Genomic DNA, 25,407 nt, shown 5'->3' on the forward strand with positions numbered 1-25,407 from the left:
GCGATTGGATAGCGCTTGCGGGCGGCGCGCGCAACTAGAGGGCGACGGCGATGCTGGTTAACGCGATACCCCAGCCGAGGCCGCCGAGGCTCCACCAGAGCCAGCGGCGGTCGCGTTTGGGTTTCGGCTCTTCGGCTTGTGCGGCGATGAGCCATTCGCGGGTTTTCTCTTCGAGAAGCGGGCCGAAGCGGGAGAGGGTTTGCGCAGTGGCGGTGAGGTCTTTCACGATCGCCTGCGGGCCGAGATTGCGGCGGATATAATCCTCCACCACGGGGCGCGCGGCTTCCCAGAGGTTCAGGTTCGGATCGAGCGAGCGGCCGACGCCTTCGACCACGACCATGGTGCGCTGGAGCAGGATCAACTCGGTGCGGGTGGCCATGCCGAAACGCTCGGTGACTTCAAAGAGATGGGCGAGCAGGCGGGCCATGGAGATATGGGCGGCGTCCTGTCCGAAAATCGGCTCGCCGACGGAGCGCAGGGCTTGCGCGAAGGCGTCCACATCCTTGTCCTGCGGCACATAGCCAGCCTCGAAATGGACCTCGGCGACGCGGCGGTAGTCGCGTTTGAGGAACCCGTAGAGGATCTCCGCATAGACGCGGCGAGTGTAGCGGTCGATCCGGCCCATGATGCCGAAATCGAAGGTGAGGATCGTGCCGTCGGGCGCGATCTTGATGTTGCCCTGGTGCAAATCGGCGTGGAAAAAACCATCGCGCAAGGCGTGAGTCAGGAAGAGTTGCAGGAGGCGCTGCGAGATGTCGGGCAAATCGTGGCCCGCGTCGCGAAGCTGTTGCACCTCGCCCATGGGGATGCCTTCCATCCAGCCGGTCGTAAGGATCGAGCGGGAGGAGTCCGGCCAGACCACATCGGGGACGCGGAATTTCGCATCCCCCTTGGTCTTGTCCTGAAATTCGCTGGCGGCGGCGGCCTCGTTGCGCAAATCCTGCTCGCCCTGCACAACGCCGTTGAAGTGATCGACCACGGCGGTCGGCTTGAGGCGGCGCGAGCCGGGGGACAGCATTTCGATGAGATTGGCGGCGAGATAAAACGCGTCGATGTCGCGGGAGAAGGCGCGGGCGATGCCGGGGCGCACGATCTTGACGGCGACGAGCCGCCCGTCGCGACGCACGCGGGCGCGGTGGACCTGCGCGATACTGGCGGCGGCAATCGGCTCCTCGAAATCATCGAAGAGGGCTTCGACCGGCGCGCCAAGTTCCTTCTCAATGATCCGCCGGGCTTCTTTCTGCGGGAAGGGCGGCAAGCGGTCCTGGAGCATCCGAAGTTGGCTGGCGATGTCGGGGCCAACCACATCGGGACGGGTCGAGAGGATCTGGCCGAATTTGATATAGGCGGGGCCAAGGGCGGTGATGGCGCGCGGCACGGGCGGGAGCGATGGATCGCCCTTGTGGCCAAGCCATGCGAAGGGCCAGCCAAGCACCCGCGCAGCGATCCGCAGAGGTTTGGGCGCATCGAAGGCGTCGAGCGCCTGCCGCATGGCACCGGTCCGCTCGAAGGTTGCCCCGGTGCGGATGAGGCGCAAGATATTATGGGGTCCGCGCATTTAGATCTTCCAGCCGGAATGGAGCGCCGCGATGCCCATGGAGAGGTTGCGATAGCTGACATTCTCGAACCCGCCCTCGCGGATCATCTGGGCAAAACTGTCCTGATCGGGGAAGCGGCGGATGGACTCGACGAGATATTGATAGCTGTCGCGGTCATTGGCGAGCACCTGCCCCATGGGCGGGATGATGTTGAAGGAATAGCGGTCATAGAGCCATTGCAGCCCGTCATGGGGGATCTGGCTGAATTCCAGCACGAGGAAGCGCCCGCCGGGTTTCAGCACCCGGTGCGCCTCGGCAATCGCTTCGTTGATCCGGGTCACGTTCCGGATGCCGAAGGAGATGGTGTAGGCGTCGAATGTATTCGATTTGAACGGCAGCTTCATCGCATCACCGCAAATCCAGTCGAGCCGATGCGCCTGCCCTTCGGCTTCGGCGCGGGTTTGGCCGGCTTCCAGCATCTCGGCGGTCATATCGCAAATGGTCGCGTGACCGTCGCCCTTCACGCGCTCCAGAAAGCGGAACGCGATGTCACCGGTGCCGCCCGCCACGTCCAGAAGCTTCATGCCGGGGCGCGGCGCGAGCCAGTCCAGCATCGCATCTTTCCAAAGCCGGTGGATGCCGAGACTCATCGCATCATTCATCAGGTCATATTTATTGGCGACCGAGGAAAACACGCCGCGCACGAGACCGGATTTCTCCGACTCATCAACAGTTTTGTAGCCGAAATGCGTGCTGCGTTGCTCTGCCATGATGAGGCCTTTCCGGTTGGTCTCTTCCCTTATAGTGTTGCGCCCAATGAGGGCAAGGAGGGCCGATGCCAGAGCTACCCGAGGTTGAGACGGTCCGCCGTGGACTGGCCCCAGTGCTGGAAGGCGCGGTCATTGACCGCGTGACCCTCAACCGGCCCGATCTGCGCTGGCCGCTCCCGGAAAATATGGTCGCGCGGATGGAGGGACAAGGGATCCGCACGCTGCGTCGCCGCTCCAAAGTGGTGATTGCGGAGATGAGCGGGGGCGAAAGCTGGCTCTTTCATCTCGGCATGTCCGGGCGGATGGACGTGACCGGCGCGCAGATCGGCACGTTCTATCATGAGCATCGCGCGTCGGCGGCGCATGATCATGTGGTGATTGATCTGAAAAGCGGGGCGCGGCTCACTTATAATGACCCGCGGCGCTTCGGCGCGATGGATCTCTGGCCGAGTGCCGAGATCGAGGCGCATCCGTGGCTCGCGAAACTCGGGCCGGAACCGCTCGGCAACAGCTTTCACGAGGGCTATCTTGCGGAGCGACTCGCCGGGCGGCGCAGTCCGATCAAAGCTGCGCTGCTCGACCAGAGGATCATCGCTGGACTTGGCAATATTTATGTCTGCGAAGCGCTTTGGCGGGCCGGAATCAGCCCGCGCCGCCTTGCCGCGAATCTCGGGAGCGCCCGAATTGCCCGGCTCGTTCCGGCGATTCGCGACGTTCTCAGCGAGGCGATCACGGCGGGCGGCTCTTCCTTGCGCGATTATCGCCAAGCCGATGGACAGCTTGGATATTTTCAGCATGGATTCGCCGTCTATGACCGGGAAAACAAGCCCTGTCCGCGCTGCGCGGCCCCCATTGCGCGGATCGTGCAAAGCGGGCGCTCCAGCTTTTTCTGCCCGTCCTGCCAGCGGTGAAGGGTTGCAGTTCACATTTCAACTGCTACAGGATGGGCTTTCACGTTCCCGGGAGCACCCAAGGAGAGCCTGATGGCCTATGAAACGCTGATTACCGAAACCGAAGACGCGGTTGGCATTATCCGGCTGAACCGGCCGGACGCGCTCAACGCGCTGTCGAGCCAGCTCCTCGGCGAGCTCGCCGATGCGGTGGACGCGATGGACCGCAACGAGAAGATTCGGGTGATCATCCTGACCGGCTCGGAAAAAGCCTTCGCGGCGGGCGCGGATATCAAGGAGATGTCCGAAAAGAGCTTCGTCGATATGTATATGGGCCGGTTCTTCAACACCGATGCGCAGCGGTTTTTGAATTGCCGCAAGCCGGTCATCGCCGCTGTTCAGGGCTATGCGCTTGGCGGCGGCTGCGAGCTGGCGATGATGTGCGACTTCATCCTGTGCGCGGACACCGCGAAATTCGGCCAGCCCGAGATCAATCTCGGCGTGATCCCCGGCATTGGCGGTACGCAACGCCTGACGCGGCTTGTCGGCAAGTCGAAGGCGATGGACATGACGCTTTCGGGCCGCTTCATGGACGCCGAGGAAGCGGAGCGCGCGGGCCTCGTCTCGCGGGTCTTCCCGGCCAAGGAGTTCTGGGCCAAGACCAAGGAAGTGGCCGAGAAGATCGCCGAGAAATCTCCCCTCGCCCTCATGGCGGGCAAGGATGCGATCAACGCCGCCGAGGAGCTCTCGCTCGCCGATGGAATCAAATATGAGCAGCGGCTTTTCTACGGCCTCTTCTCCAGCGAGGACCAGAAAGAGGGCATGTCCGCCTTCATCGAAAAGCGCGAACCGCAGTTCCGCGGTAAATAAATGCGTTAAAATTGGCGCGAATCGCGGTGCGGCGCTTGACTCGGGTGCCGCTCACGCGTAAAGACGCGCTTCATCTTTCCAACTTTGAGAGACCGGAATTTATCTATGGCCAATACGCCGTCGTCAAAAAAGCGGGTCCGCACCAACGCGCGTCGGGCCGAGATCAACAAAAACCGTCGTTCGCGCATGCGGACCTTCATCCGCCGCGTTGAAGAAGCCATCGCGGGCGGCGACCAGTCCAAGGCTCAGGAAGCCCTGAAATCCGCACAGCCGGAAATCATGCGCGCCGTGACCAAGGGCATCGTCCACAAAAACACCGCTTCGCGCAAAATCAGCCGTCTGGCTGCCCGCGTGAATGCCATGGGCGCGGCTGCTTAAGCTGATTCCCTTACGATTTTGTGAACGCGTCCCTAGGGGCGCGTTTTTTCTTTGCGGACAAGCGCTTACAGATGTTCCGCTTTCGGTCCCGTTGATCGGTGTCATGTGACAGCGCTATGACATTTTCACCTCAACAGAATCGGCCCCCTGGGGCGCATAAAACTGAACAAGAATAGGCGTCGGCCAATTCTTGCGCTTTACTGTATCGTTATAACGTTTACGTTACGTAACGTCCGATTAGATTTATCTCAGACGAATCTGTGTCAAGCGATACTTTATCTTGAAACGCTGTCGGGGCGAGGGCTAAGGTCCGTCGGGTGACTTGGCTGGCACCCGATTTTGGCCCGCCAGCATGACGAGTTTGAGGCGGCGATCACGGTGCCGTTGGTAAGTAAATGAGAGCATGGCTTGTGAGCCATCGGACGGGGAAACGCGCGCATGACTATTTCGCAAAAGACCGCTGCGGAAACGATGGAATTATTGGGGCAGACCCCCGATGCGCAGCTGGTCGATGTGCGCAGCCGTGCCGAATTTGCCTTTGTGGGCGTGCCGGATCTGAGCGGCATTGACCGTCAGGTCGTTCTGCTCCCGATCCGCGATTACCCGGACATGCAGCCCGATCCGCAATTTGCCGATCTGCTCGACTCACGTCTTCCGGAAGGCAGCGGCACCGTCTGTTTCATCTGCCGCTCCGGCGCGCGCTCCATGGAAGCCGCCCGCCTTTTCGCCGCGCAGCACCCCGAAGCAACCGTCGTGAATGTGTCCGACGGATTCGAGGGTGATCTCGACTGGCAGGGGCATCGCGGCAACGTCAACGGTTGGAAGCAGTCCGGTCTGCCCTGGCGGCAGAGCTGATATGATGGCCGTCTCTGTTGAACATATCTGGGCCGATGCCCTCGTTTCCATCCGTAGCAGCCTTGGCGACGACGCCTGGCGCAACTGGATCGCCCCGCTGGAGATCGTCTCGATCGAAGGCACCGTGGTGCATCTCGCCGCCCCGAGCAGCTTTATCGGCAATTGGGTCGCGCGCAATTATGGCGATGAGATTTGCCGCCAGATCAGCGCGGTCGGCCGTCCGGTCAGCCGGGTGATGATGTGCGAGAGCAAGGGCGCGACCGAGGTTGAGGCCGACGCGCCGAAGGCCACCAACACGCCCCAGCCGAAAGGCAATGGCGCGGCGGTTCTGGATCTCAGCGCTGCGCGGGCCAAACGCGCCGCGGAGCATGATGGCGCGCCCCTCGATTCGCGTTTTACCTTTGAAAATTTCGTCGTCGGCAAGCCCAATGAGCTGGCCCACGCAGCGGCCAAGCGTGTGTCCGAAGGCGGGCCGGTGAGCTTCAATCCGCTCTTCCTTTATGGCGGCACCGGGCTTGGCAAGACGCACCTGATGCACGCGATCGCGTGGGAAATTCAGGAGCGCCAGCCGGGCGCGCGGGTGCTGTTCCTCTCCGCCGAGCAATTCATGTATCGCTTCGTGCAGGCGCTGCGGACGAAAACCCAGATGGATTTCAAACAGCTTCACCGCTCGGTGGATCTCTTGATGATCGACGATGTGCAGTTCATCGCGGGCAAGGAGTCGACGCAGGAGGAATTCTTCCATACGTTCAATGCCTTGGTGGATCACGGCAAGCAGTTGGTGATTTCCGGAGACCGCCCGCCCGTCGAGATGGATGGGATGGAGGACCGCATCAAATCGCGCCTGCAATGGGGCCTCGTCGCGGATATTCACCCGACCGATTACGAACTGCGTCTCGGGATTTTGCAGACCAAGGCCGATGGCCAGCGCGAGCGGATGCCGAACCTCAAGATCGCGCCGGGTGTGCTGGAATATCTCGCCCACCGGATCTCGTCCAATGTTCGGGTGCTCGAAGGCTCGCTGACCCGGCTGACGGCGCTCGCCGATCTGACGGGCCGCGAGGTCACCATGGATATGGTGCAGGACACGCTCTCCGACACGCTCCGCGCCTCCGAGCGCAAGGTCACGCCAGAAGAGATCATCCGCAAGGTCTGCGAGCATTTCAACGTCAAGCGCTCCGACATGCTTTCGGCCAAACGGGCGCGGGCGATTGCGCGGCCCCGTCAGGTGGCGATGTATCTGTCGAAGAACCTCACGCCGCGGTCCCTGCCCGATATTGGCCGGGCCTTTGGCGGGCGCGACCACACCACGGTGATCCATGCGGTCAAGAAGGTCGATGAGCTGATGAAGACCGACAGCGAGCTGGCCGAGGACGTGGAAATGCTGCGCCGGCTGCTCGAAGCCTGACCCGGCATTAACACCTGCGGGCTTGACCCCCCTTCCTGAGCGGATAATCTGCGCATCCAACTCTAAGGAGCCCCTTTGATGAAGCTGATGATCGAGCGCAATGCCCTTCTCAAGGCGATGAGCCGGGCACAATCCGTTGTGGAGCGCCGCAACACCATCCCGATCCTCGCCAATGTGCTGATCGAAGCGGATGGCGGCTCCGTCAATTTCCGGGCGACCGATCTCGACATCGAGGTGGTGGACAAGGTGGCCGGCATGGTGGAGCGCCCCGGAGCGACCACGGTGGGTGCGCATACCTTGCATGAAATCGTCCGCAAGCTGCCTGATGGCGCGCAAGTGAGCCTTGAGGATGATGGCCAGTCGGGCCGTCTCGACATTCAGGCCGGACGCTCGCGGTTCCAGCTGGCGACGCTGCCGAAAGAAGACTTCCCGCAGATGGCGAGCGCGGAATATGACTGCCATTACAAGATCAAGGCGGGCGAGTTGCGCCGCCTGTTCGACAAGGCGAAATTCGCGATCTCGACCGAGGAGACGCGCTATTACCTCAACGGTGTTTATCTGCATATCGCCGATGGAGCGCAGGGTCAGGCACTCCGGGCCGTGGCCACCGATGGTCACCGCCTCGCCCGCGTCGATGGCGCGCTGCCCGACGGCGCAGGTGCCGCCCCCGGCGTGATCGTTCCGCGCAAGACCGTGGGCGAGTTGCGCAAGCTGCTCGAATCCGACGACACCGAGATTGATGTGGCCGTGTCGGAGACGAAGATCCGTTTCTCCACCCCCGAGATCGCGCTGACCTCCAAGGTCATCGACGGCACGTTCCCCGATTATTCCCGCGTCGTTCCGCAAGGCAACACCAAGGCGATGACTGTGGATGCCGCCGAGTTCAAGCAAGCGGTGGACCGGGTCTCGACCGTCTCCTCGGAGCGCTCGCGGGCGGTCAAGCTGGTGCTTGATGAGGACCGTCTGACCCTCTCCGTCAACGCGCCCGATGCGGGCACGGCGGATGAAGAAGTCGCGGTCGCTTATGGCGACGAGCGGCTGGAGATCGGGTTCAACGCCAAATATCTCTTGGAAATCGCCGAGCAGATCGACCGCGAAAACGCGGTATTCCTCTTCAACTCGGCCGGCGAGCCCGCGCTGGTGCGTGAAGGCGACGACGAAAGCGCCATCTATGTCGTCATGCCCATGCGGGTATGATCCGGGAGCTTTCCCTCTCGTATTTCCGTTCTCACCGGGCCGCGCGTCTCAGCTTTGACGGGCGGCCCGTTGCTATTTACGGCAATAATGGCGCGGGCAAGACCAATATTCTCGAAGCCGTGTCGCTGCTCGTACCGGGGCGCGGCTTGCGGCGGGCAAGCCCGAATGAGTTGGTCCGCCGTCCCGAGTCGGTGGGCTGGAAGATCACCGCCGCCGTCGGCAACCACGAGATTGAAACATGGGCCGAAGGCGAAGGCAGCCGCCAGACCCGGATTGACGGCAAAGCCGCCCCGCAAATCGCCCTTGGCCGTATTCTGCGAATGCTCTGGCTCATCCCCGCCATGGACCGGCTCTGGCTGGAGAGCGCCAGCGGGCGGCGGCAGTTTCTGGACCGGATGGTGCTGAATTTCGTTCCCGATCACGGGCAGGCGGCGCTCGACTACGAAAAAGCCATGCGCGAGCGCAACCGGCTGTTGAAAGACAGCGTGCGCGATGCGGGCTGGTATGGCGCGCTGGAGGCGCGGATGGCGGAGGCGGGCGCGGCGATGGATGCGTCCCGCCGGGCGGTGGTGGCGCGGCTGATTGCGGCGCAGAAAGACGCGGCCTCGGCCTTCCCGGCGGCGGATCTGACGCTGGATGGCCGGGAATGGGATCGCGAGTCGTTGGCCGAAGCGCTCGCGGCCAGCCGCCCGCAGGACATGGCCGCAGGCCGGGCGCTTCAGGGGCCGCATCGCGCGGATCTCGCGGCGGTTTATGCGGAGAAGGGAATGCCCGCCGCGCAATGCTCGACCGGGGAGCAAAAGGCGCTGCTGATCTCGCTGATCCTCGCCGCCGCTCGCGCGCTGGCCGCGGAGGGCACGCCGCCGGTGCTGCTGCTGGACGAGGTCGCCGCCCATCTCGACGAGAGCCGCCGCGCCGCGCTCTATGACGAGATTTGCGCGCTGAACCTGCAAGCCTTCCTCACCGGCACCGAGGCGCATTTATTCCAAGCCCTCGGCAAGCGGGCGATATATCTTGAGATTGGCGAAACCGAATCCGCGTCGCAGATCAAGGAAATCCCATGAGCCCGCCCCTGAATCCGCATGTCACCCTCATCACCCTCGGCGTTGGCGATTTGAAAGCCGCGACCGCATTCTATGAAAAGCTGGGGTTCACGCCCCATGCGGAGAGCCAGCCTGGCGTCACCTTCATCCAGCTTCAGGGCCTCGCCCTTGGCCTCTTTCCGCTTGAAGAGCTTGCGAAGGATCAGGGCCGCCCGGACGCGCCGCTTGGCACCGGCGCGATCACCCTCGCCCGGAATTTGCCGAGCGAGGCGGAGGTCGATGCGGCCTATCAGGACGCGCTGGATGCAGGGGCGCGCGCCCTCAAAGCCCCAGAAAAGGTCTTTTGGGGCGGCTATTCTGGCTATTTTGCGGACCCGGACGGGCATGTCTGGGAACTGGCGCATAACCCCTTCTGGCCGCTCAACGCCGACGGCACCCTCACCCTGCCCGGCTGACTGTCATGCCCGCGTCACGAAACTGTGGCGCTATCGTTGCGGTTTATCGGCAAGTTAACGGCGCAAAACGCTGTTCATTTTTGAGAAAGGAAAACGGATGCGTGGGATTTGGTCTTTGGGGCTCAGCGCCCTGTTGATGGCGTCGGCCAGCATGGGCATGGCGCAGGAAAGCGAGACGGCGGAGGCGGCAACGAGCGCGGGTCTCGCGGCGGGCTACGGCCCCCGCCCCGAATTTCTGATCGGGCTGATGGAGGACAGCGAACTAAAAGAGACGCTGCAATCCTGCCTCGGCCAGACGCCGCAAAAGAGCGATTTTTCCATCGGCCATCGCGGCGCGCCGCTGATGATCCCGGAGCATACCGTCGAGGGCAACCGCGCGGCGGCGTCCATGGGGGCGGGCATTCTCGAATGTGACGTGACCTTTACCGCCGATCAGGAACTCGTCTGCCGCCATGCGCAGAACGATTTGCACACGACGACGAATATCCTCGTCACGGATCTCGCGGAGAAATGCACCACCCCCTTCACCCCGGCCGAGGGCGAGACCGAGGCGAGCGCCGAGTGCCGCACCTCGGACATCACGCTCGCGGAATTTCGCAGCCTGACGCCGAAGATGGATGCCGCCAACGCGCAGGCGACCACGGCGGAAGAATATCAGAACGGCACCGCCAACTGGCGCACCGATCTTTATTCGGCGGGCACCACCCAGATGACCCATGCGGAGTCGATCCGGCTCTTTCAGGAGCTTGGCGCGAAATTCACGCCCGAGTTGAAAGCGCCGAGCGTGGAGATGCCGTTTGACGGGTTCACGCAAGAGGATTACGCGCAGAAGCTGATCGACGAATATAAAGCGGCGGGTATCCCGGCGAGCGATGTGTTCCCGCAGAGCTTTAACCTTGATGATGTCCTCTATTGGATCGAAGCCGAGCCGGAATTTGGCCAGCAGGCGGTCTATCTCATTGACGACAGCTCGATTGAGGGTCTCGACGGGATGGACCCGGAGACATGGGGCTTCACCCCGGCGGAGCTGAAGGAACAGGGCGTCAACTATGTCGCACCGGCGATCCCCTTCCTCGTGACGCTGGATGAAACCGGCCAGATCGTCCCCTCCACCCTCGCCCAGCAACTGGCCGAGGCGGATATCGAGATCATCGCCTGGACGCTGGAGCGCTCCGGCGATCTCACCGATGGCGGCGGCTGGTATTACAACTCCGTCACCGATGCGATCGACAATGCGGGCGATTACTACGAAGTGCTGGACGTTCTGGCGCAGGATGTGGGCGCCGCGGGCGTCTTCTCCGACTGGCCGGCGACGACGACCTTCTATGCCAACTGCATGGGGCTTTAATCCTTAATAAAAACCCAACAGAAAGGGGCCGTCGCGGCCCCTTTTTTAAGCGCTTTTCTGCCGCCCTGCCCGTGACATTCCCGGCCCGTAAGGATACAGTCTCGCGAAGGCAAAAAAGGGATGATAACAGATGGCAGAACCCGCCGCCGCCAGTAATGAGTATGGCGCAGAATCTATTAAGGTTCTCAAAGGCTTGGAGGCCGTTCGCAAGCGCCCCGGCATGTATATCGGGGACACGGATGACGGCTCTGGCCTGCACCACATGGTCTATGAGGTTGTCGATAACGGGATCGACGAGGCGCTGGCCGGACATGCCGATGAGGTGAAAGTCACGCTCCATGCCGATGGGTCGGTTTCTGTGAGCGACAATGGCCGCGGCATCCCGACCGATCTGCACAAGGAAGAGGGCGTCTCCGCCGCCGAGGTCATCATGACCCAGCTTCATGCGGGCGGGAAGTTTGACCAGAACAGCTATAAGGTGTCGGGCGGTCTGCATGGTGTGGGCGTGTCGGTGGTGAACGCGCTCAGTGACTGGCTGGAGCTGCGCATCTGGCGCGCGGGCAAGGAGCATGTCGCCCGGTTCGAGCGCGGCGAGACGGCGAAACATCTCGAAGTCGTGGGCGAGTCCGAGCAGACCGGGACCGAAGTGCGGTTCCTCGCCTCTACGGATACGTTTTCCAATATCGACTATAAATTCGAGACGCTTGAGCACCGGCTGCGCGAGCTGGCCTTCCTCAACAGCGGTGTGAAAATCTCGCTGACCGATGAGCGCGGGCCGGAGCCCAAAACCGCCGAGATGATCTATGAGGGCGGCGTGCGGGAATTCGTGCGCTATCTCGACCGCAACAAACACCCGCTGATCGAGGAACCGATCTTCGTGACCGGCGAGAAAGACGGCATCGGCGTCGAGGTCGCGATGTGGTGGAATGACAGCTATCACGAGACGGTTCTGCCCTTTACCAACAACATCCCGCAGCGCGATGGCGGCACCCATCTGGCCGGTTTCCGCGGCGCGCTGACCCGCACGATCAACGGTTATGTGGCGTCCTCGGGCCTTGCGAAAAAGGAAAAGGTGACGCTTTCCGGCGATGATGCGCGTGAGGGTCTGACCTGCGTGCTTTCGGTCAAAGTGCCGGACCCGAAATTCTCTTCCCAGACCAAGGACAAGCTGGTCTCCTCCGAGGTGCGCCCGGCGGTGGAAAGCCTGATGAACGAGAAGCTTTCTGAGTGGTTTGAGGAGCATCCCAATCAGGCCAAAGAGGTCGTCGGCAAGATCGTTGAGGCCGCGCTCGCCCGCGAGGCGGCCCGCAAGGCGCGGGAACTTACCCGCCGCAAGACGGCGATGGATATCGCGTCCTTGCCCGGTAAGCTCGCAGATTGTCAGGAAAAAGATCCGGCGAAGTCCGAGCTGTTCCTCGTCGAGGGTGACTCTGCGGGCGGCTCCGCCAAACAAGGGCGCTCGCGGCAAAATCAGGCCGTGCTGCCGCTCAAGGGGAAGATCCTCAACGTGGAGCGCGCGCGGTTTGACCGGATGCTGTCGAGCCAGGAAATCGGCACGCTCATCACCGCGCTTGGCACGGGGATCGGGCGCGAGGAATTCAACCTCGACAAGCTGCGTTACCACAAGATCGTCATCATGACCGACGCGGATGTCGACGGCGCGCATATCCGCACGCTGCTGCTGACCTTCTTCTTCCGCCAGATGCCGGAACTCATTGAAAACGGCCATCTCTACATCGCGCAGCCGCCGCTCTTCAAAGTCGGGCGCGGCAAGTCGGAAGTGTATCTGAAGAACGAGGCGGCGCTCGAAGATTACCTGATCGGTCAAGGGCTTGAGGGCGCAACGCTTCGCCTTGGCGATGGCACGGTCTTGGCCGGGGCGGATCTGCGCCGGGTGCTGGACGATGCCCGCGCCGCCCGCGCCGCGATCCACAGCTTCCCGACCCATTATCCGCGGTTCCTGCTGGAACAGGCGGCAATTGCGGGCGCCTTTCGCCCCGGTGCGATTGACGGAAATCCGCAGCAGGTCGCCGATGCGGTCGCCGCGCGACTCGATCTCATTGCGCCGGAATATGAACGCGGCTGGCAGGGCCGCCCGACGCAGGATGCCGGTCTGACATTTGGTCGCACCCTGCGCGGCGTGGAGGAAAATCGCTCCATCGACGGCAATGCGATGCGCTCGATTGACGCCAAGCGTCTCGGGCAAATGTCCGACGCACTGGTGGAGATTTACAGCCAGCCCGCCGCCCTTGTCCGCCGGGATCGCGAGACCCCGATCTACGGGCCACAGGAGCTGCTCGCCGCCGTGATGGATGAGGGGCAGAAGGGCCTTTCACTCCAACGCTACAAGGGTCTTGGCGAGATGAATGCCGACCAGCTTTGGGAAACGACTCTCGACCCCGAAGCGCGGTCCCTTCTCAAAGTCAAAGTCGGCCATATCGACGAAGCGGACGAGATTTTCACCAAACTGATGGGTGATGTTGTGGAGCCGCGACGGGAATTTATCCAAGAAAATGCGCTCAATGTCGAAAACTTAGATTTTTAATTGATGCGGATCACACACAGGGCTATCCGATCAGCGTAGGTTAACCTTTCCGTGCAAGATGGCCGGAAAGTTGTGAGGTGATATGGCAAAAGCTGGACGTGGTAAGGCCGAGTTGCGCGAAGCGCGGGCGGAAGGTTCGCGGCTTCTCTGGATTGTCGGGCTGTTCAGCATGTTCGTGAACCTGCTGATGCTGACAGGTCCGATCTTCATGCTTCAGGTCTATGACCGCGTGCTGGGGAGCCGCTCCGAAGAGACGCTGGTCAGCCTCGCGGTGCTGGTCGCGATGCTCTATTTTCTCATGGGGATCCTCGACTATGCGCGCGGCCGCGTCGCCGCGCGGGTCGGGGCGCGCTTCCAGTCGAAGCTCGACTCGCGGGTGTTCAACGCCCAGCTCGACATGGCCGCCCGGCCCGGCTCCGGAGGCAAGGCCACGGGCCTGCGCGATCTTGAAGCGGTGCAGAAACTGCTCGCCTCCCCCGCCCTGCTCGCGATGTTCGACATTCCGTGGACGCCGATTTATCTGGCCGCGATTTTCCTCTTCCATCAGTGGCTTGGCATCATGGCTCTGGTCGGCGGCGCGATCCTCGTGGTTATCGCGCTCTCCAACCAGCAACGTACCCGCAAACCGCTGGAGGAAGCCAATGGGCTGACCCTCACTGCCGAGCGCTTCGCCGACAAGATCCGCAATGAAACCGAGACGATCAACGGCCTCGGGATGCGCTCCTCCGCCCTCAATCGCTGGCAGAAAATGCGCGAGTCGGGCCTCGAAAAGCAGATCCTCGCGAGCGATTATTCCGGCACATTTACCACCGGCTCCAAGACCTTCCGCCTGTTCCTGCAATCGGCGATGCTGGCGCTCGGTGCCTATCTGGTGCTGCAAGGCGACATGACGGCGGGCGCGATGATTGCGGCCTCCATCCTGATGGGCCGCGCCCTTGCCCCGATCGAGCAGACCATCGGCCAATGGCCGGTCGTCCAGCGCGCGATGCAGGGCTGGCGCGACCTCTCGACCCTGCTCGACGACGTACCCACGGGCCGCGAGCCGACCCGCCTGCCGGACCCCAAAGCCGTGATCGAGGCGAAAAACCTGACCATCGTGCCGCCCGGCACCCGCACCCCGACCCTGCGCGGCATTTCCTTCCGCATGGAGCCGGGGCAGGCCATGGGCGTGATCGGCCCGTCGGGCGCCGGCAAATCCACCCTCGCCCGCGCAGTGATCGGCGTCTGGCCACCCGCGACCGGAAAGGTGCGGATTGACGGGATCGCGCTGGAGCAGTTCGGCCCCGATGTTCTGGGCCGTTATGTCGGGTATCTGCCACAGGATGTGGTGCTGTTTGACGGCACGGTGGCGGAGAATATCGCGCGTCTCGACGAGACGCCGGACTCCGAAGCCGTGGTCAAAGCCGCCCGCGCCGCCAATGTGCATGACATGGTTCTGAAACTGCCCAAGGGCTACGACACGCAGCTCAGCACGGCGCTCAGTATGCTGTCCGGCGGGCAAAAACAGCGCATCGGCCTTGCCCGCGCGCTTTATGGCGACCCGATCCTGCTTGTGCTGGACGAGCCGAATTCGAACCTCGACAATGACGGCTCCATCGCGCTCAACGAAGCGGTGCGCAAGATGAAAGCCACCGGCGGCGCGGTGATCATCATCGCCCACCGTCCGGCCGCGATTGGCGAATGTGACCAGATCATGATTATCGAGAACGGGCTGCAACGTGCTTACGGCCCGCGCGACGAGGTGCTGAAGGAGCAACTCAAGAATTTCGACCAGCTTAAGGGTCATCTCAACGAAAAACCGAAGGCGACTGTGCAATGAAGTGGAGCGCAAGACCGCAACTCATCACCGGCTTTATCGCCCTCGCCGTCCTCGTCATCGGCATCGGGGGATGGTCTGTCATGACCCATCTTTCGGGGGCCGTGATCGCGTCAGGTCAGGTGGTCGTTGAGGATAACCGGCAGGTCGTGCAACACGCCGAAGGCGGCATCGTCGGCGAAATTCTCGTCCGCGACGGGGACCTTGTGAACGCGGGCGATATGCTGATCAAGCTGGACGCGACACTGCTGCGCTCGGAACTCGACTCGGTGGAAGGCCAGCTTTTCGAACTCGTCGCCCGCCGCGACCGTCTCGCCGCCGAGCGGGACGAAGCCGATGAGATCACCTTTTCCGACCTTCTGGACGAGGCCAATGCGGACGATGCCGCGCAGCTCAAGGAGAGCCAGATCGCCCTGTTTGAAGCCCGCCGCGAGTCGCTGAGAAACCAGCGGGAACAGTTGGTTGAGCGGAAGGGTCAGCTTGCCACGCAGATTGCGGGCAGCGAGGCGCAGCTCAACGCGATCACCGAGCAGCTTGGCTTTATCCGCGAGGAACTCGAAGATCAGGAATCGCTCTTCGACCGCGGGCTGACGCAGCAAAGCCGCGTCCTCTCGCTCCAGCGCGAACGCGCCGGATTGCAGGGCCAGATCGGCGAGTTGACCTCCTCCATCGCCGGGATCAACGGCCAGATCACCGAGCTCGACATCGAAATCCTGCGCCTCGGCACGCAGCGCCGCGAGGAAGCAATCACCGAACTGCGCAACCAGCAGGGGCAGGAGATCGACCTCAGCGAGCGCCGCCTGTCGCTGCGCGAGCGTCTCGCCCGCCTCGACATCCGCGCGCCCTCGTCGGGCCTCGTTTACGGCATGGAAGTCCACGCGGAAAACGCGGTCATTCAGGCCGCCGAGCCGCTGATGTATATCGTGCCCTCGGAAAGCCCGCTGATCGTGGAGAGCCGCGTCGAGTCGATCCATATCGACCAGGTGCATATCGGCCAGCCCGCCAGCATGCGCTTCTCGGCCTTCGACCAGCGCACCACCCCGGAGATTTTCGGCGCCGTGGTGAATGTCTCGGCGGACGTGTTTACCGATGAGCGGACGGGAGAGAGCTTCTACACCGCCAAAATTCTGCCCAATGATGGCGAGCTCGACAAGCTGGAAGGGCTGACGCTGGTGCCGGGGATGCCGGTCGAAAGCTTCATCCGCACCAATGAGCGCACGCCGCTTTCCTATCTCGTCAAACCGATGGCGGATTACTTCGCCAAAGCCTTCAGGGAGCCGACATGAGCGTTGAAGAAAACCTGTCCGAAAAGGGCCTGACCCTGCCCGCCGCACCTGCGCCGGCCGCCAATTACGTGCCTTATGTGATCTCGGACGGGCATCTTTATGTCTCGGGCCAGATTTCGCAGGATGCGGACGGTAATCTCATCACCGGACGGCTTGGCGAGACGATGAGCATCGAGGACGGCCAAGCGGCGGCAGAGCGCTGCGCGCTGGCGCTGATCGCGCAGGCCAAGGCGGCTTGCGAGGGCGATCTGTCGAAAATCGCGCAGGTCGTGCGGCTTGGCGGCTTCGTCAATTGCACACCGGAGTTCACCGATCAGCCCAAGGTGATCAACGGCGCGTCCGATCTAATGGTCGCCGCCTTCGGCGATGCGGGCCGCCACGCCCGCGCGGCGGTCGGCGCGCCGAGCCTGCCGATGGGCGTCGCCGTCGAAATCGACGCGATCTTCCGCCTTGCCTGACCTGCCGCAGGCGTTTTTCGCCCGCCCGCTCGCGCATCGCGGGCTGCATGATCGTGCGCAAGGGCGGATCGAGAACAGCCCGGCGGCGTTTGCGGCCGCGATTGACGCCGGCTATGGCATCGAGCTCGACCTGCAACTGAGCGCCGATGGCGAAGCTATGGTCTTTCACGACGATGAGTTGGGGCGGCTGACGGCGGAAACCGGGCGTGTGCGGGATCGCAATGCGGACGCGCTAACACAGATCCGGCTCAAGGACAGCGAGGACACGATCCCGACGCTGGAGGCCGTTCTGGCGCAGGTGGCCGGACAAGTGCCGCTTTTGATCGAGATCAAGGATCAGGATGGTGCACTTGGCGAGATGGTCGGGCCGCTGGAGGCCCGCGTTGCGGCGCTCCTCAAAACCTATGACGGGCCGGTCGCGGTGATGTCTTTCAACCCGCACAGCATCGCCGCGATGGCGGAGGCCGCGCCGGAGATCCCGCGCGGGCTGGTGACCTGCGGTTTTCATCCCGGCAATTGGCGCGGCGTGCCGGAGGCGCGGCTGGAGGCGCTGCGCGAAATCCCGGATTTTGACCGGGTCGGCGCGAGTTTTATCTCTCACGATCACAAGGACTTGGACCGCCCGCGCGTGGCGGAGATCGCCAAGACGCATCCGGTGCTCTGCTGGACCATCCGCAGCGCCGCGGAAGAGGAACGCGCGCGGCGGATCGTCTCCAACATCACCTTTGAGGGCTATCGGCCATAGGCGCGCTCGTCGGGCCGTTTCACCCGGAAGACCACGCAGTACAGCGCCGGAACGAAGATCAGCGTGATCAGCGTGCCGACGATGATCCCGCCCATCATGGCGAAGGCCATCGGCCCCCAGAAAATCTGCCGCGAGATCGGGATGAGCGCGAGCGAGGCGGCGGCAGCAGTGAGTAGGATCGGGCGGGCGCGACTGTCGGACGCCTCGAACACCGCGTCCCAACGGCTGCGCCCTTTTTCGTAGAGCACCTGCACTTCGTGGATCAAAATCAGTGAGTTACGGATCAGGATGCCGATCAGCGACAGCACCCCAAGGATCGCGACGAAGCCGAGCGGCGCGCCGGAGAGGCCGAGCGCCAGCACCACCCCGATGAGGGCGAGCGGCGCGACCGAGATCACGATGGCGGTCAGGCGGAAGCTTTGCATCTGCACCATCACCAGCGTGACCATCAGGAACAGCATCAGCGGGACAACGGCGGCAATCGGGCCCTGCGACTCGGCGCTCGATTCCACCGTGCCGCCGACCTCGATGGTGATCCCGGCGGGCAGGCTGTCTTGATACGCTGCGACGGTGCTGGCGAGATCCGCGACGATGGTGTCGGGCTGCACGGCAGCGCTGATGGCGGCCTTGACGGTGATCGTCGGGATGCGGCCTTCCTGCCGGATGATGGGATGCTCGACGTCATAGGAGAGGGTCGCGAAGGCGCGCAGCGGAACCATGCCGCCGGGCGTCGAGATTTGCAGATTGCGCAGTGCATCGATGGATTGCCGGTCCGTGTCCTGCCCGCGGGCGATCACGTCGATCAGGTATGTGTCGTCGCGGATTTGCGTGATGGTCTGGCCGACAAAGACGGAGTTCAGCAGTTGCGAAATGCCTTGCGGGCTGAGGCCAAGCTGGCGCGCGCGGTCGTAGAGGACATCGACCTTGACCACCCGCGCGGGCTCGGACCAATCGAGGGTGATGTCGGCAAGCCGCGTGTCGCTGGCGATTTCCGCCGCAAGGCCGCGCGCCGCCGGGAGCAGCGCTTCGAGGTCGTGGCTGGCCACGCGATACTGGATCGGCTTGCCGACGGGCGGGCCGATTTCGAGGTTCTTGATGATGATATCCGCCGCCGGGAAGTCCGCCCGGACAATGGTATCGAGCCGTGCTTTCAGACGGTTCCGGGCCTCGACGCTCGGCGTCTGGATCACGATCTGGCCCATATGCGGCCCGGCGGTCGGCACATCATAGGAGAGGATGAACCGCGGAGCGCCCGCGCCGACATAGGAGGTCCAGAACAGCGCGTCCTCATCGCCCTCCAGATGCGACTCGAGCCGGTCCATCGTCGCCTTGGTCGCGTCGATGGAGGCGTTTTGGCGGAGCGCCACGTCGATGATGACTTCGGGGCGGTCGGAGGTCGGGAAGAATTGGTTTTCGATGAAACGCGTCCCCCAGACGGCGACGAAAAACAGTGCAAAGGTCACGGCGACGGTGATCCAGCGGAAGCGCATCGCGGCGCGGAGCAGCCCGTGAAAACGGCGGCGGAGCCAGCCGGGCGTGTGGTCGTGCTTGGCCATCTTGCTGGAGAGGAACGTCACCCCAAGGAGCGGCGCAAAGAGAACCGCGACGATCCAGGAGATGATCAGCGAGACCGCGATCACCACGAAAAGCGAGAAGGTAAACTCCCCCGCCGCCGAGTTGTTGAGGCCAATCGGGATGAAGCCGACCACGGTGACGAGCGTGCCCGACAGCATCGGGAAGGCGATGGAGGTCCAGGCATAGGAGGCCGCCTGCTCCTTGTTTTCGCCCCGTTCCAGCCGGGAGATCATGGTTTCAATCGCAATCATGGCGTCGTCAACCAGCAGGCCGAGCGCGATGATGAGCGCGCCGAGGGAGATTCGTTGCAGGTTGATGCCGTAATAATTGAGGATCACGAAGGTGATAGCGAGCACGAGCGGGATGGTCATCGTCACGACGAGGCCCGCGCGCATCCCCAGCGACACGAAGCTGACGATCAGCACGATGATCACCGCCTCGGCCAGCGCCTGCACGAAATGGCCGACGGCGTAATCCACCACTTCGGGCTGGTTGGCGACGCGATACATCTCGATCCCGACCGGCAGATCGGCGGCGACTTCGGCCATCGCCGCGTCGAGATCTTCGCCGAATTGCAGGATGTTGCCGCCCTCGACCATGCCGATGGAGAGGCCGTAGGCGGGCCGCCCGTCATAGCGGAACAGCGCGGAGGGCGGGTCCTCATAGCTGCGCTCGATGCTGCCGAGATCGCTCAGCGAATAGAACCGCTCGCCGATACGCAGGTTGACATCCTCCAGCGATTTCACCCCCGCAAAGGCGCCTGTGACCCGCAGGAAGGCCCGATCTTCGCCGCTGTCGATCACGCCGGAGGGGACCAGCGCGTTTTGCTCCTGAAGCGTGCCCATCACCTCGGATTGCGTCAGGCCAAGGGCGGCGAGGCGGCTCGGGGAGAAGTGGATATAGATCACCTCATCCTGCACGCCCAGAAGCTCGACCTTGCCCGATTGCGGCACATTTTGCACCGTCGTGCGGACCTCTTCGAGTCGGTCGCGCATCTCGCGGGGGCTGTAGCCATCGGCGGTGAAAGCGTAAATATTGCCGAACACATCGCCGAAATTGTCATTGAACTGAAAGCCGGTGAACTCTTCCGGGAAGTCGCCCCGGATATCGGCCATCATGTTGCGGACATCCTGCCAGATGCGGTCGATCTCGCTCGCATTCGTGGTTTCCAGAAGGTCCACATAAACGACCGACTGGCCCTGCATCGTGACCGAACGCGTGGTGTCCAGCTCGTCGAGGTCTTCGAGCTTTTTCTCAATCCGGTCGGTGACTTGTAGCAGCGTTTCCTCAACGCTCGCGCCCGGCAGCGCGCCCGCGATTACCATGGTCTTGATGGTAAAGTTCGGGTCTTCCTCACGGCCAAGATTGAGATAGGCGAAGGTGCCCGCGATCATCGAGACAATCAGGAAATACCAGACCATCGAGCGGTGGCGCAGCGCCCATTCGGAAAGGTTAAAGCCGCGGCGTTTTTGCGGTGTGCTCATGGCGCGGCCCTCTCCGTCACGTCCTGCCCGTCGGTGAGGCTGTTCACCCCGCGAATAACGATTTCATCGCCGCTCTGGATCTCGTCACCAGGGAGCCGCACCCGCGCATCGGGGCGGCCTGTCAGGGTGATCTCGCCCGAAAGCGGCACCCGCTCGACCGTCCCTTCGACCTCGCTGGTACGGTTCACCCGCCAGACCGCCGGGGGCTCGCCGCCCGTAAAGGCCGCTTCAGGCAGCACAATTTGCGCATTCCCCGCGTCCTTCACTTGCGCATCGACGATCTGCCCGATCCGCCAGATCGGTGCGACATCGCCAAGGCGAAGATGCGCGCGGCGGGTCCGGGTGCTGGTATCCGCAAGCGGGTCGATCTCGCGCAAGCTGGCTTCAACCGGATCATGATCGGTTCCGGGCAGGCGGATCACGAAAAGATCGCCCGGCGCGAGCGTTTCGACCGCCGTCAGCGGCAGGTCGATCACCACCTCGCGGCTCGTGGGATCGGCGAGATAGAGGACCGGCGCGCCCGCCTGCATCATGTCGCCCTCATTGGCCGCAACCGAGGTGACGACGCCGCTGATCGGGGCCTCCAAGGTCGCGAAATCACTGGCATCTTCGGCGCTCGACAGGCTCGCCGCCGCTTGCGCCACCTGCGCGCGGGCGTTTTGCAGGGCCTCGTCGGTGCTTTCCTTACGCGAACGCGGCGCGACACCGCGCGCAACAAGCGCATCGGTCCGGCGCGCTTCCGCTTCGGCTTCGGCCAGCGCAGCGCGGGCGCTGTCGAGATCCGCCGCCGCCGCGCGGGCGTTATCATCCAGTTCACCCGGAGAAAGCTGCGCGACAACAGTGTCTTGCGTCACCGTATCGCCCAATTCCACATTGCGCGCGATCATCCTCCCCGCCGTTTGAAAGGCCAGCGCCAATTCGGTTCGGGCAACGATAGTCCCTGCGTAATGGCGCTGCGCCTCCAGCTCCGTCTCCGCGATGATGGAGACGACCGGGCGCGGGTGATCCTGCGTCTCCGCGTTGCTTTTCGGCGCGTCGGATTGGCAGCCGTCGATGGCGAGCAAGGCGACCAGCGGGATCATCGCAAGTTTCATTGCGCGCCCTCCGCCACCGGGTTCAACTCCCGCCCCGGATAGAGCAGAAACGCGCCTTCGGTCACGACCTGCATCCCCGGCGACAGACCCTCCGCAACCATCACGCTATGGGTGTCGTAGCGCCCGACGGTGATCGGCTGAAGCTCCGCCGTCGTCTCGCCCGCCATCACCCAGACCGCCGGGCCTTCGCCGGTTTCCACCAGCGCGTCGGCGGGGATGCTGATCCCTTCGGGCATCGCCGCCGTGATCCGCCCGCGCACCGCACTGCCAAGCAGATCCGTATCGAGCCCGGTCGCGTCGGTGATCCGCGCGCGCATCTCCACGCTGCCCGTCGCTTCATCCACAATCGGCGCGATTTCGGTGACGCTTCCGGTCATCTGGATCTGCGGCGCATCGACCGGGATGAGATCCACCGGCTGGCCCATCAACGCATCGACCTCAATACCGCCGGGCAGCATGAACCGCGCCTCAAGCATCTGATCCTGCGCGATATTCACAATACTGCTGGCGCTGCTCACCACCTCGCCAATCTCGACCTCCCGCGCGACGATCACCCCGGAAACCGGCGCCGTCAGCGTGGTGTCCTCCAGGCTTTCCTCCGCATCGGCCAGACGCGCCGCCGCGCGGCCAACCGCCGCCTGCGCCACATCGCGCGCCCGGAGCGACGCATCGAGCCGCGCGCGTGTGATCACACCGCGCCGCAGCAGTTCCGCATCACGGGCATAATCGGTTTGGGCCGTCTCCGCCGTCGCCTGCGCGCCATTCAACGCCGCCTGCGCCGCATCGCGCGCCAGCCGCGCCTGCGTGGGATCGATTTGGGCAATGCGGTCGCCGGCGGACACACTGTCCCCGGTATCGACCCAAAGCTCTGTCACCCGCCCGCCTTCACGAAACCCGACCGACACCGTTTCCGCCGCCGTAATTGTTCCGGTGATCGCCAGCGGCACAACCTGCTCCTCCACCGCCACCTCAACCACCGTGACCGTCAGCGGATTGGCGAAAAGCGGCGCCGCGAGCGCGGCAACGGCCAGCGCGACGAGGGAACGGGGGGCGGTCATAAGATCCTGCCGAATGGTGACTATTCAGTCGGGACTGAAGCCGAAAAAAGCACCAAAATGCAATGGCAAAGGCCCCGCGACCTTACGGCAAATAGGTCGCATTTTTCCTAAATTTGGTGCCCGCTGCCGGACTCGAACCGGCACGCCCGGAGGCAAGGGATTTTAAGTCCCTGGTGTCTACCAATTCCACCAAGCGGGCCCGATATGAGGGATATTGCCGCAAAGGCGGCTTGTCCAGACGCCTTGGCCCCAACGTCACCCCAAAGCCTTCCCTCACGTTAACCCTCGCATGGGGCCGCGTCGCATGGCATTGTTAACAAAAAGGGAGGAACACATGCTTGGACAGATGATGACTCTGCCGCTCACCATTTCGCGGATCATCACCCATGCGGGGAAATATCACGGCGAGACGGAGATTGTCTCGGTCGAGACCGATGGCAGCACCGCGATCACCAATTGGCGCGAGACGGAGCTCAGGGCGCGCAAACTCGCCTCCGCGCTTGGCAAACTCGGGCTGGAGCCGGGCGCGCGCTGCGGCACGATCGCGTGGAACAATTACCGCCATCTCGATATTTATTACGGTGTCGCGGGGGCGGGGCTGATCTGCCACACGATCAACCCGCGTCTTTTCCCCGAACAGCATGTGTTCGTCACCAACCATGCCGAGGATCAGGTGCTGTTCTTCGATCTCACCTTCCTCCCGCTCATCAAGGCGCTGAAGGCGAAATTCGAGACGGTGAAGCATTACGTCCTCATGGGGCCGCGCAATGAGGAGGCCGCGAGCGAGGTCGACGGGCTGCTCTTTTATGACGAGTTGATCGAGACGGGCGATGCCGATTACGTCTGGCCGGAGCTGACCGAGGACACCGCGTCGTCGCTTTGCTACACCTCCGGGACGACCGGCAACCCCAAGGGCGTGCTCTATTCGCACCGCTCAACCGTGCTGCACAGCCTCAATATCTGCATGGCGGATTCGCTGGCCATGTCGGCGCGCGACTGCGTGATGCCCGTGGTGCCGATGTTCCATGTGAACGCTTGGGGCATCCCCTATGCCGCCGGGATGAGCGGCTGCAAACTCGTGCTTCCGGGGCCGGGTCTCGATGGGGAGAGCCTGCTCAATCTCATCATGACCCACAAGATCAACATCGCGCTCGGCGTGCCGACGATCTGGCAAGGGCTGCTCGCCGCGATCCGCAAGGCGGGGCTGAGCGAGTTGCCGATGAAACGCACCGTGATCGGCGGGGCCGCCGCGCCGCCCGCGATGATCCACGCCTATGCGGAGGTCGGCGTCGAGGTGATCCACGCTTGGGGGATGACCGAGACGAGCCCCGTGGGAACCGTCAACCATCTGCTTGAAAAACATCAACATCTGTCGCCCGATGAGCAAATGAATATCCGCGAATGTCAGGGCCGTCCGCCCTTCGGCGTGGAGTTGAAGCTGGTCGATGATGACGGCGCACCGCTCGCCGAGGATGGCGAGACGCAGGGCCGGCTCCTGATCCGCGGCGACTGGATCGTGCAGGATTATTTCAACACCGATGTGCAGACCCTGACCGAGGATGGCTGGTTCGACACGGGCGACATCGCAACCATCGACGGCGACGGGTTCATGACCATTCGCGACCGCTCGAAGGACATCATCAAGTCCGGCGGCGAGTGGATTTCGACGGTGGAGCTGGAAAACATCGCCATGAGCCACCCCAAGATCCGCGAAGCGGCGGCCATTGCAGCGCGGCACCCCAAATGGGACGAACGCCCGGTCCTCCTCGCGGTCCGCGAGGGCGAGGATGTCGCCGAGGACGAAATGATCGCGTTCTACGACGGCAAGGTCGCCTCCTGGCAGGTGCCCGACCGCGTGATCTTCATCGACGCGCTGCCCCGCAACGCCACCGGCAAGGTGCTGAAAAACACCCTGCGCGACGAATATGGCGGGGTGCTTGAGGGGTGAATCCCATCCTTGAGACGAACTATCCGGCCCCGCTTTGCGGGGTCGATGAGGTCGGGCGCGGGCCATGGGCCGGGCCCGTGATCGCCGCCGCCGTGATCGCGCCGGACGGGCTCCCTGAGGGCATCCGCGATTCCAAAAAACTCAGCCTCAAACGCCGCGAAGCACTGTTCGACGCGATTTCCGAGCGCTGCCTCATCGGCATCGGCCGCGCCGAAGTGGAGGAGATTGACGCGATCAACATCCTCGCCGCCTCGATGCGCGCCATGGAGCGGGCCATCGCCGCCCTCGGCACCACTCCCGCCTTCGCGCTCATCGACGGCAACCGCCTGCCCGTCCTCCCCTGCCCCGGTGAAGCCGTAGTAAAGGGCGACGACCGCTCCCCCCTCATCGGTGCCGCCTCCATCATCGCCAAAGTGACGCGCGACCGAGAGATGGTTGCCCTTGCGCAACAGTTTCCCGGCTATGGATGGGAAAGAAACGCCGGATATGGCGTGAAAGCCCATTCCGAGGCGCTCAAATCCCTAGGGGTCACCCCACATCATAGACGTTCCTTCAAACCCATCCACAATATCTTGTGTGAAGGAAAATCTCTAAGTGACTGATTCGAAAAAGAAATTGACCACGAATCACCTTTGACTCACACTAA

Annotated in this window: 21 protein-coding genes and 1 tRNA gene; 16 read left to right on the forward strand and 6 right to left on the reverse strand. The window is 63.1% G+C overall.

All coding sequences use genetic code 11. The features are described 5' to 3' along the window. Positions 1-34: 34 nt before the first annotated feature. Together ubiB and ubiE are read right to left on the reverse strand one after the other, a co-directional pair. Positions 35-1,558 carry a 2-polyprenylphenol 6-hydroxylase gene (ubiB, locus tag ACMA5I_RS14645; protein WP_525887023.1) on the reverse strand — a complete coding sequence of 508 codons (1,524 nt, stop codon included), beginning with the start codon at positions 1,556-1,558 and terminating at the stop codon, positions 35-37. After that, a complete protein-coding gene (gene ubiE, locus ACMA5I_RS14650) occupies positions 1,559-2,308 on the reverse strand; it encodes a bifunctional demethylmenaquinone methyltransferase/2-methoxy-6-polyprenyl-1,4-benzoquinol methylase UbiE (RefSeq protein WP_525887024.1) in 750 nt (249 codons plus the stop codon). It lies immediately after the preceding gene. A gap of 65 nt (positions 2,309-2,373) precedes the next feature. Between ubiE and mutM the strand changes: the two genes are divergently transcribed. From mutM to ACMA5I_RS14720, 14 genes are all read left to right on the forward strand, one after another. After that, a complete protein-coding gene (mutM, locus tag ACMA5I_RS14655; RefSeq protein ID WP_525887025.1) occupies positions 2,374-3,219 on the forward strand; it encodes a bifunctional DNA-formamidopyrimidine glycosylase/DNA-(apurinic or apyrimidinic site) lyase in 846 nt (281 codons plus the stop codon). Positions 3,220-3,291: 72 nt separating this feature from the next. Continuing rightward, positions 3,292-4,068 carry an enoyl-CoA hydratase/isomerase family protein gene (locus tag ACMA5I_RS14660; RefSeq protein WP_525887026.1) on the forward strand — a complete coding sequence of 259 codons (777 nt, stop codon included), beginning with the start codon at positions 3,292-3,294 and terminating at the stop codon, positions 4,066-4,068. 105 nt (positions 4,069-4,173) lie between these two features. Next, positions 4,174-4,446, forward strand: coding sequence for a 30S ribosomal protein S20 (gene rpsT / locus ACMA5I_RS14665; protein WP_525887027.1), 273 nt, complete (start codon positions 4,174-4,176; stop codon positions 4,444-4,446). A gap of 438 nt (positions 4,447-4,884) precedes the next feature. Then, complete coding sequence (locus ACMA5I_RS14670) at positions 4,885-5,301, forward strand: rhodanese-like domain-containing protein (RefSeq protein ID WP_525887028.1); 417 nt, start codon at positions 4,885-4,887, stop codon at positions 5,299-5,301. Positions 5,302-5,305: 4 nt separating this feature from the next. Beyond that, positions 5,306-6,709, forward strand: a complete 1,404-nt coding sequence (gene dnaA, locus ACMA5I_RS14675; protein WP_525887029.1) for a chromosomal replication initiator protein DnaA — start codon at positions 5,306-5,308, stop codon at positions 6,707-6,709. A 78-nt stretch (positions 6,710-6,787) separates the two neighbouring features. Then, the gene (gene dnaN, locus ACMA5I_RS14680) at positions 6,788-7,906 is read left to right on the forward strand and encodes a DNA polymerase III subunit beta (protein ID WP_525887030.1); all 1,119 of its coding nucleotides are present in this window, start codon (positions 6,788-6,790) and stop codon (positions 7,904-7,906) included. Then, entirely contained in the window at positions 7,903-8,970 is a 1,068-nt protein-coding gene (recF, locus tag ACMA5I_RS14685; protein WP_525887031.1) for a DNA replication/repair protein RecF, read from the forward strand. The genes dnaN and recF overlap by 4 nt, the downstream gene beginning before the upstream one ends. Beyond that, positions 8,967-9,404: a VOC family protein gene (locus tag ACMA5I_RS14690; protein ID WP_525887032.1), complete on the forward strand. Its 438-nt coding sequence runs from the start codon at positions 8,967-8,969 to the stop codon at positions 9,402-9,404. The genes recF and ACMA5I_RS14690 overlap by 4 nt, the downstream gene beginning before the upstream one ends. A gap of 157 nt (positions 9,405-9,561) precedes the next feature. Beyond that, complete coding sequence (locus tag ACMA5I_RS14695; protein ID WP_525887088.1) at positions 9,562-10,752, forward strand: glycerophosphodiester phosphodiesterase family protein; 1,191 nt, start codon at positions 9,562-9,564, stop codon at positions 10,750-10,752. Positions 10,753-10,882: 130 nt separating this feature from the next. Then, positions 10,883-13,297, forward strand: a complete 2,415-nt coding sequence (gene gyrB / locus ACMA5I_RS14700) for a DNA topoisomerase (ATP-hydrolyzing) subunit B (RefSeq protein ID WP_525887033.1) — start codon at positions 10,883-10,885, stop codon at positions 13,295-13,297. 82 nt (positions 13,298-13,379) lie between these two features. Then, on the forward strand, positions 13,380-15,116 hold the full coding sequence (locus ACMA5I_RS14705; RefSeq protein WP_525887034.1) for a type I secretion system permease/ATPase: 1,737 nt from the start codon (positions 13,380-13,382) through the stop codon (positions 15,114-15,116). Continuing rightward, entirely contained in the window at positions 15,113-16,399 is a 1,287-nt protein-coding gene (locus ACMA5I_RS14710) for an HlyD family type I secretion periplasmic adaptor subunit (RefSeq protein WP_525887035.1), read from the forward strand. The genes ACMA5I_RS14705 and ACMA5I_RS14710 overlap by 4 nt, the downstream gene beginning before the upstream one ends. Continuing rightward, a complete protein-coding gene (locus tag ACMA5I_RS14715; RefSeq protein ID WP_525887036.1) occupies positions 16,396-16,857 on the forward strand; it encodes a RidA family protein in 462 nt (153 codons plus the stop codon). Before ACMA5I_RS14710 ends, ACMA5I_RS14715 begins: the two co-directional genes overlap by 4 nt. Then, positions 16,850-17,602 carry a glycerophosphodiester phosphodiesterase family protein gene (locus ACMA5I_RS14720; RefSeq protein WP_525887037.1) on the forward strand — a complete coding sequence of 251 codons (753 nt, stop codon included), beginning with the start codon at positions 16,850-16,852 and terminating at the stop codon, positions 17,600-17,602. Before ACMA5I_RS14715 ends, ACMA5I_RS14720 begins: the two co-directional genes overlap by 8 nt. Here the strand turns inward: ACMA5I_RS14720 and ACMA5I_RS14725 are convergent. The 4 genes from ACMA5I_RS14725 to ACMA5I_RS14740 form a co-directional block, all read right to left on the reverse strand. Beyond that, positions 17,590-20,661, reverse strand: coding sequence for an efflux RND transporter permease subunit (locus ACMA5I_RS14725; RefSeq protein ID WP_525887038.1), 3,072 nt, complete (start codon positions 20,659-20,661; stop codon positions 17,590-17,592). The two genes, ACMA5I_RS14720 and ACMA5I_RS14725, sit on opposite strands and share 13 nt — an antisense overlap. After that, a complete protein-coding gene (locus tag ACMA5I_RS14730; protein ID WP_525887039.1) occupies positions 20,658-21,755 on the reverse strand; it encodes an efflux RND transporter periplasmic adaptor subunit in 1,098 nt (365 codons plus the stop codon). Before ACMA5I_RS14730 ends, ACMA5I_RS14725 begins: the two co-directional genes overlap by 4 nt. Continuing rightward, positions 21,752-22,813, reverse strand: coding sequence for an efflux RND transporter periplasmic adaptor subunit (locus ACMA5I_RS14735; RefSeq protein ID WP_525887040.1), 1,062 nt, complete (start codon positions 22,811-22,813; stop codon positions 21,752-21,754). The genes ACMA5I_RS14730 and ACMA5I_RS14735 overlap by 4 nt, the downstream gene beginning before the upstream one ends. Positions 22,814-22,927: 114 nt before the next feature. Beyond that, a tRNA-Leu gene (locus ACMA5I_RS14740) sits at positions 22,928-23,012 on the reverse strand. 135 nt (positions 23,013-23,147) lie between these two features. Here ACMA5I_RS14740 and ACMA5I_RS14745 point away from each other — a divergent pair. Together ACMA5I_RS14745 and rnhB are read left to right on the forward strand one after the other, a co-directional pair. Next, a complete protein-coding gene (locus ACMA5I_RS14745; protein WP_525887041.1) occupies positions 23,148-24,761 on the forward strand; it encodes a long-chain fatty acid--CoA ligase in 1,614 nt (537 codons plus the stop codon). Continuing rightward, complete coding sequence (gene rnhB / locus ACMA5I_RS14750) at positions 24,758-25,363, forward strand: ribonuclease HII (RefSeq protein ID WP_525887042.1); 606 nt, start codon at positions 24,758-24,760, stop codon at positions 25,361-25,363. The genes ACMA5I_RS14745 and rnhB overlap by 4 nt, the downstream gene beginning before the upstream one ends. The last annotated feature ends 44 nt before the right edge of the window (positions 25,364-25,407 follow it).

This window comes from Jujubicoccus corallicola (genome assembly GCF_047345645.1).
Taxonomy (GTDB): domain Bacteria; phylum Pseudomonadota; class Alphaproteobacteria; order Rhodobacterales; family Rhodobacteraceae; genus JBLEFH01.

Excerpts from the sequence above, each read along its gene's own strand:
- ubiB (WP_525887023.1), bottom strand. The coding sequence starts at position 1,558 with ATGCGCGGACCCCATAATATCTTGCGCCTCATCCGCACCGGGGCAACC.
- ubiE (WP_525887024.1), bottom strand. The coding sequence starts at position 2,308 with ATGGCAGAGCAACGCAGCACGCATTTCGGCTACAAAACTGTTGATGAG.
- mutM (WP_525887025.1), top strand. The coding sequence starts at position 2,374 with ATGCCAGAGCTACCCGAGGTTGAGACGGTCCGCCGTGGACTGGCCCCA.
- ACMA5I_RS14660 (WP_525887026.1), top strand. The coding sequence starts at position 3,292 with ATGGCCTATGAAACGCTGATTACCGAAACCGAAGACGCGGTTGGCATT.
- rpsT (WP_525887027.1), top strand. The coding sequence starts at position 4,174 with ATGGCCAATACGCCGTCGTCAAAAAAGCGGGTCCGCACCAACGCGCGT.
- ACMA5I_RS14670 (WP_525887028.1), top strand. The coding sequence starts at position 4,885 with ATGACTATTTCGCAAAAGACCGCTGCGGAAACGATGGAATTATTGGGG.
- dnaA (WP_525887029.1), top strand. The coding sequence starts at position 5,306 with ATGGCCGTCTCTGTTGAACATATCTGGGCCGATGCCCTCGTTTCCATC.
- dnaN (WP_525887030.1), top strand. The coding sequence starts at position 6,788 with ATGAAGCTGATGATCGAGCGCAATGCCCTTCTCAAGGCGATGAGCCGG.
- recF (WP_525887031.1), top strand. The coding sequence starts at position 7,903 with ATGATCCGGGAGCTTTCCCTCTCGTATTTCCGTTCTCACCGGGCCGCG.
- ACMA5I_RS14690 (WP_525887032.1), top strand. The coding sequence starts at position 8,967 with ATGAGCCCGCCCCTGAATCCGCATGTCACCCTCATCACCCTCGGCGTT.
- ACMA5I_RS14695 (WP_525887088.1), top strand. The coding sequence starts at position 9,562 with ATGGCGCAGGAAAGCGAGACGGCGGAGGCGGCAACGAGCGCGGGTCTC.
- gyrB (WP_525887033.1), top strand. The coding sequence starts at position 10,883 with ATGGCAGAACCCGCCGCCGCCAGTAATGAGTATGGCGCAGAATCTATT.
- ACMA5I_RS14705 (WP_525887034.1), top strand. The coding sequence starts at position 13,380 with ATGGCAAAAGCTGGACGTGGTAAGGCCGAGTTGCGCGAAGCGCGGGCG.
- ACMA5I_RS14710 (WP_525887035.1), top strand. The coding sequence starts at position 15,113 with ATGAAGTGGAGCGCAAGACCGCAACTCATCACCGGCTTTATCGCCCTC.
- ACMA5I_RS14715 (WP_525887036.1), top strand. The coding sequence starts at position 16,396 with ATGAGCGTTGAAGAAAACCTGTCCGAAAAGGGCCTGACCCTGCCCGCC.
- ACMA5I_RS14725 (WP_525887038.1), bottom strand. The coding sequence starts at position 20,661 with ATGAGCACACCGCAAAAACGCCGCGGCTTTAACCTTTCCGAATGGGCG.
- ACMA5I_RS14730 (WP_525887039.1), bottom strand. The coding sequence starts at position 21,755 with ATGAAACTTGCGATGATCCCGCTGGTCGCCTTGCTCGCCATCGACGGC.
- ACMA5I_RS14735 (WP_525887040.1), bottom strand. The coding sequence starts at position 22,813 with ATGACCGCCCCCCGTTCCCTCGTCGCGCTGGCCGTTGCCGCGCTCGCG.
- ACMA5I_RS14745 (WP_525887041.1), top strand. The coding sequence starts at position 23,148 with ATGCTTGGACAGATGATGACTCTGCCGCTCACCATTTCGCGGATCATC.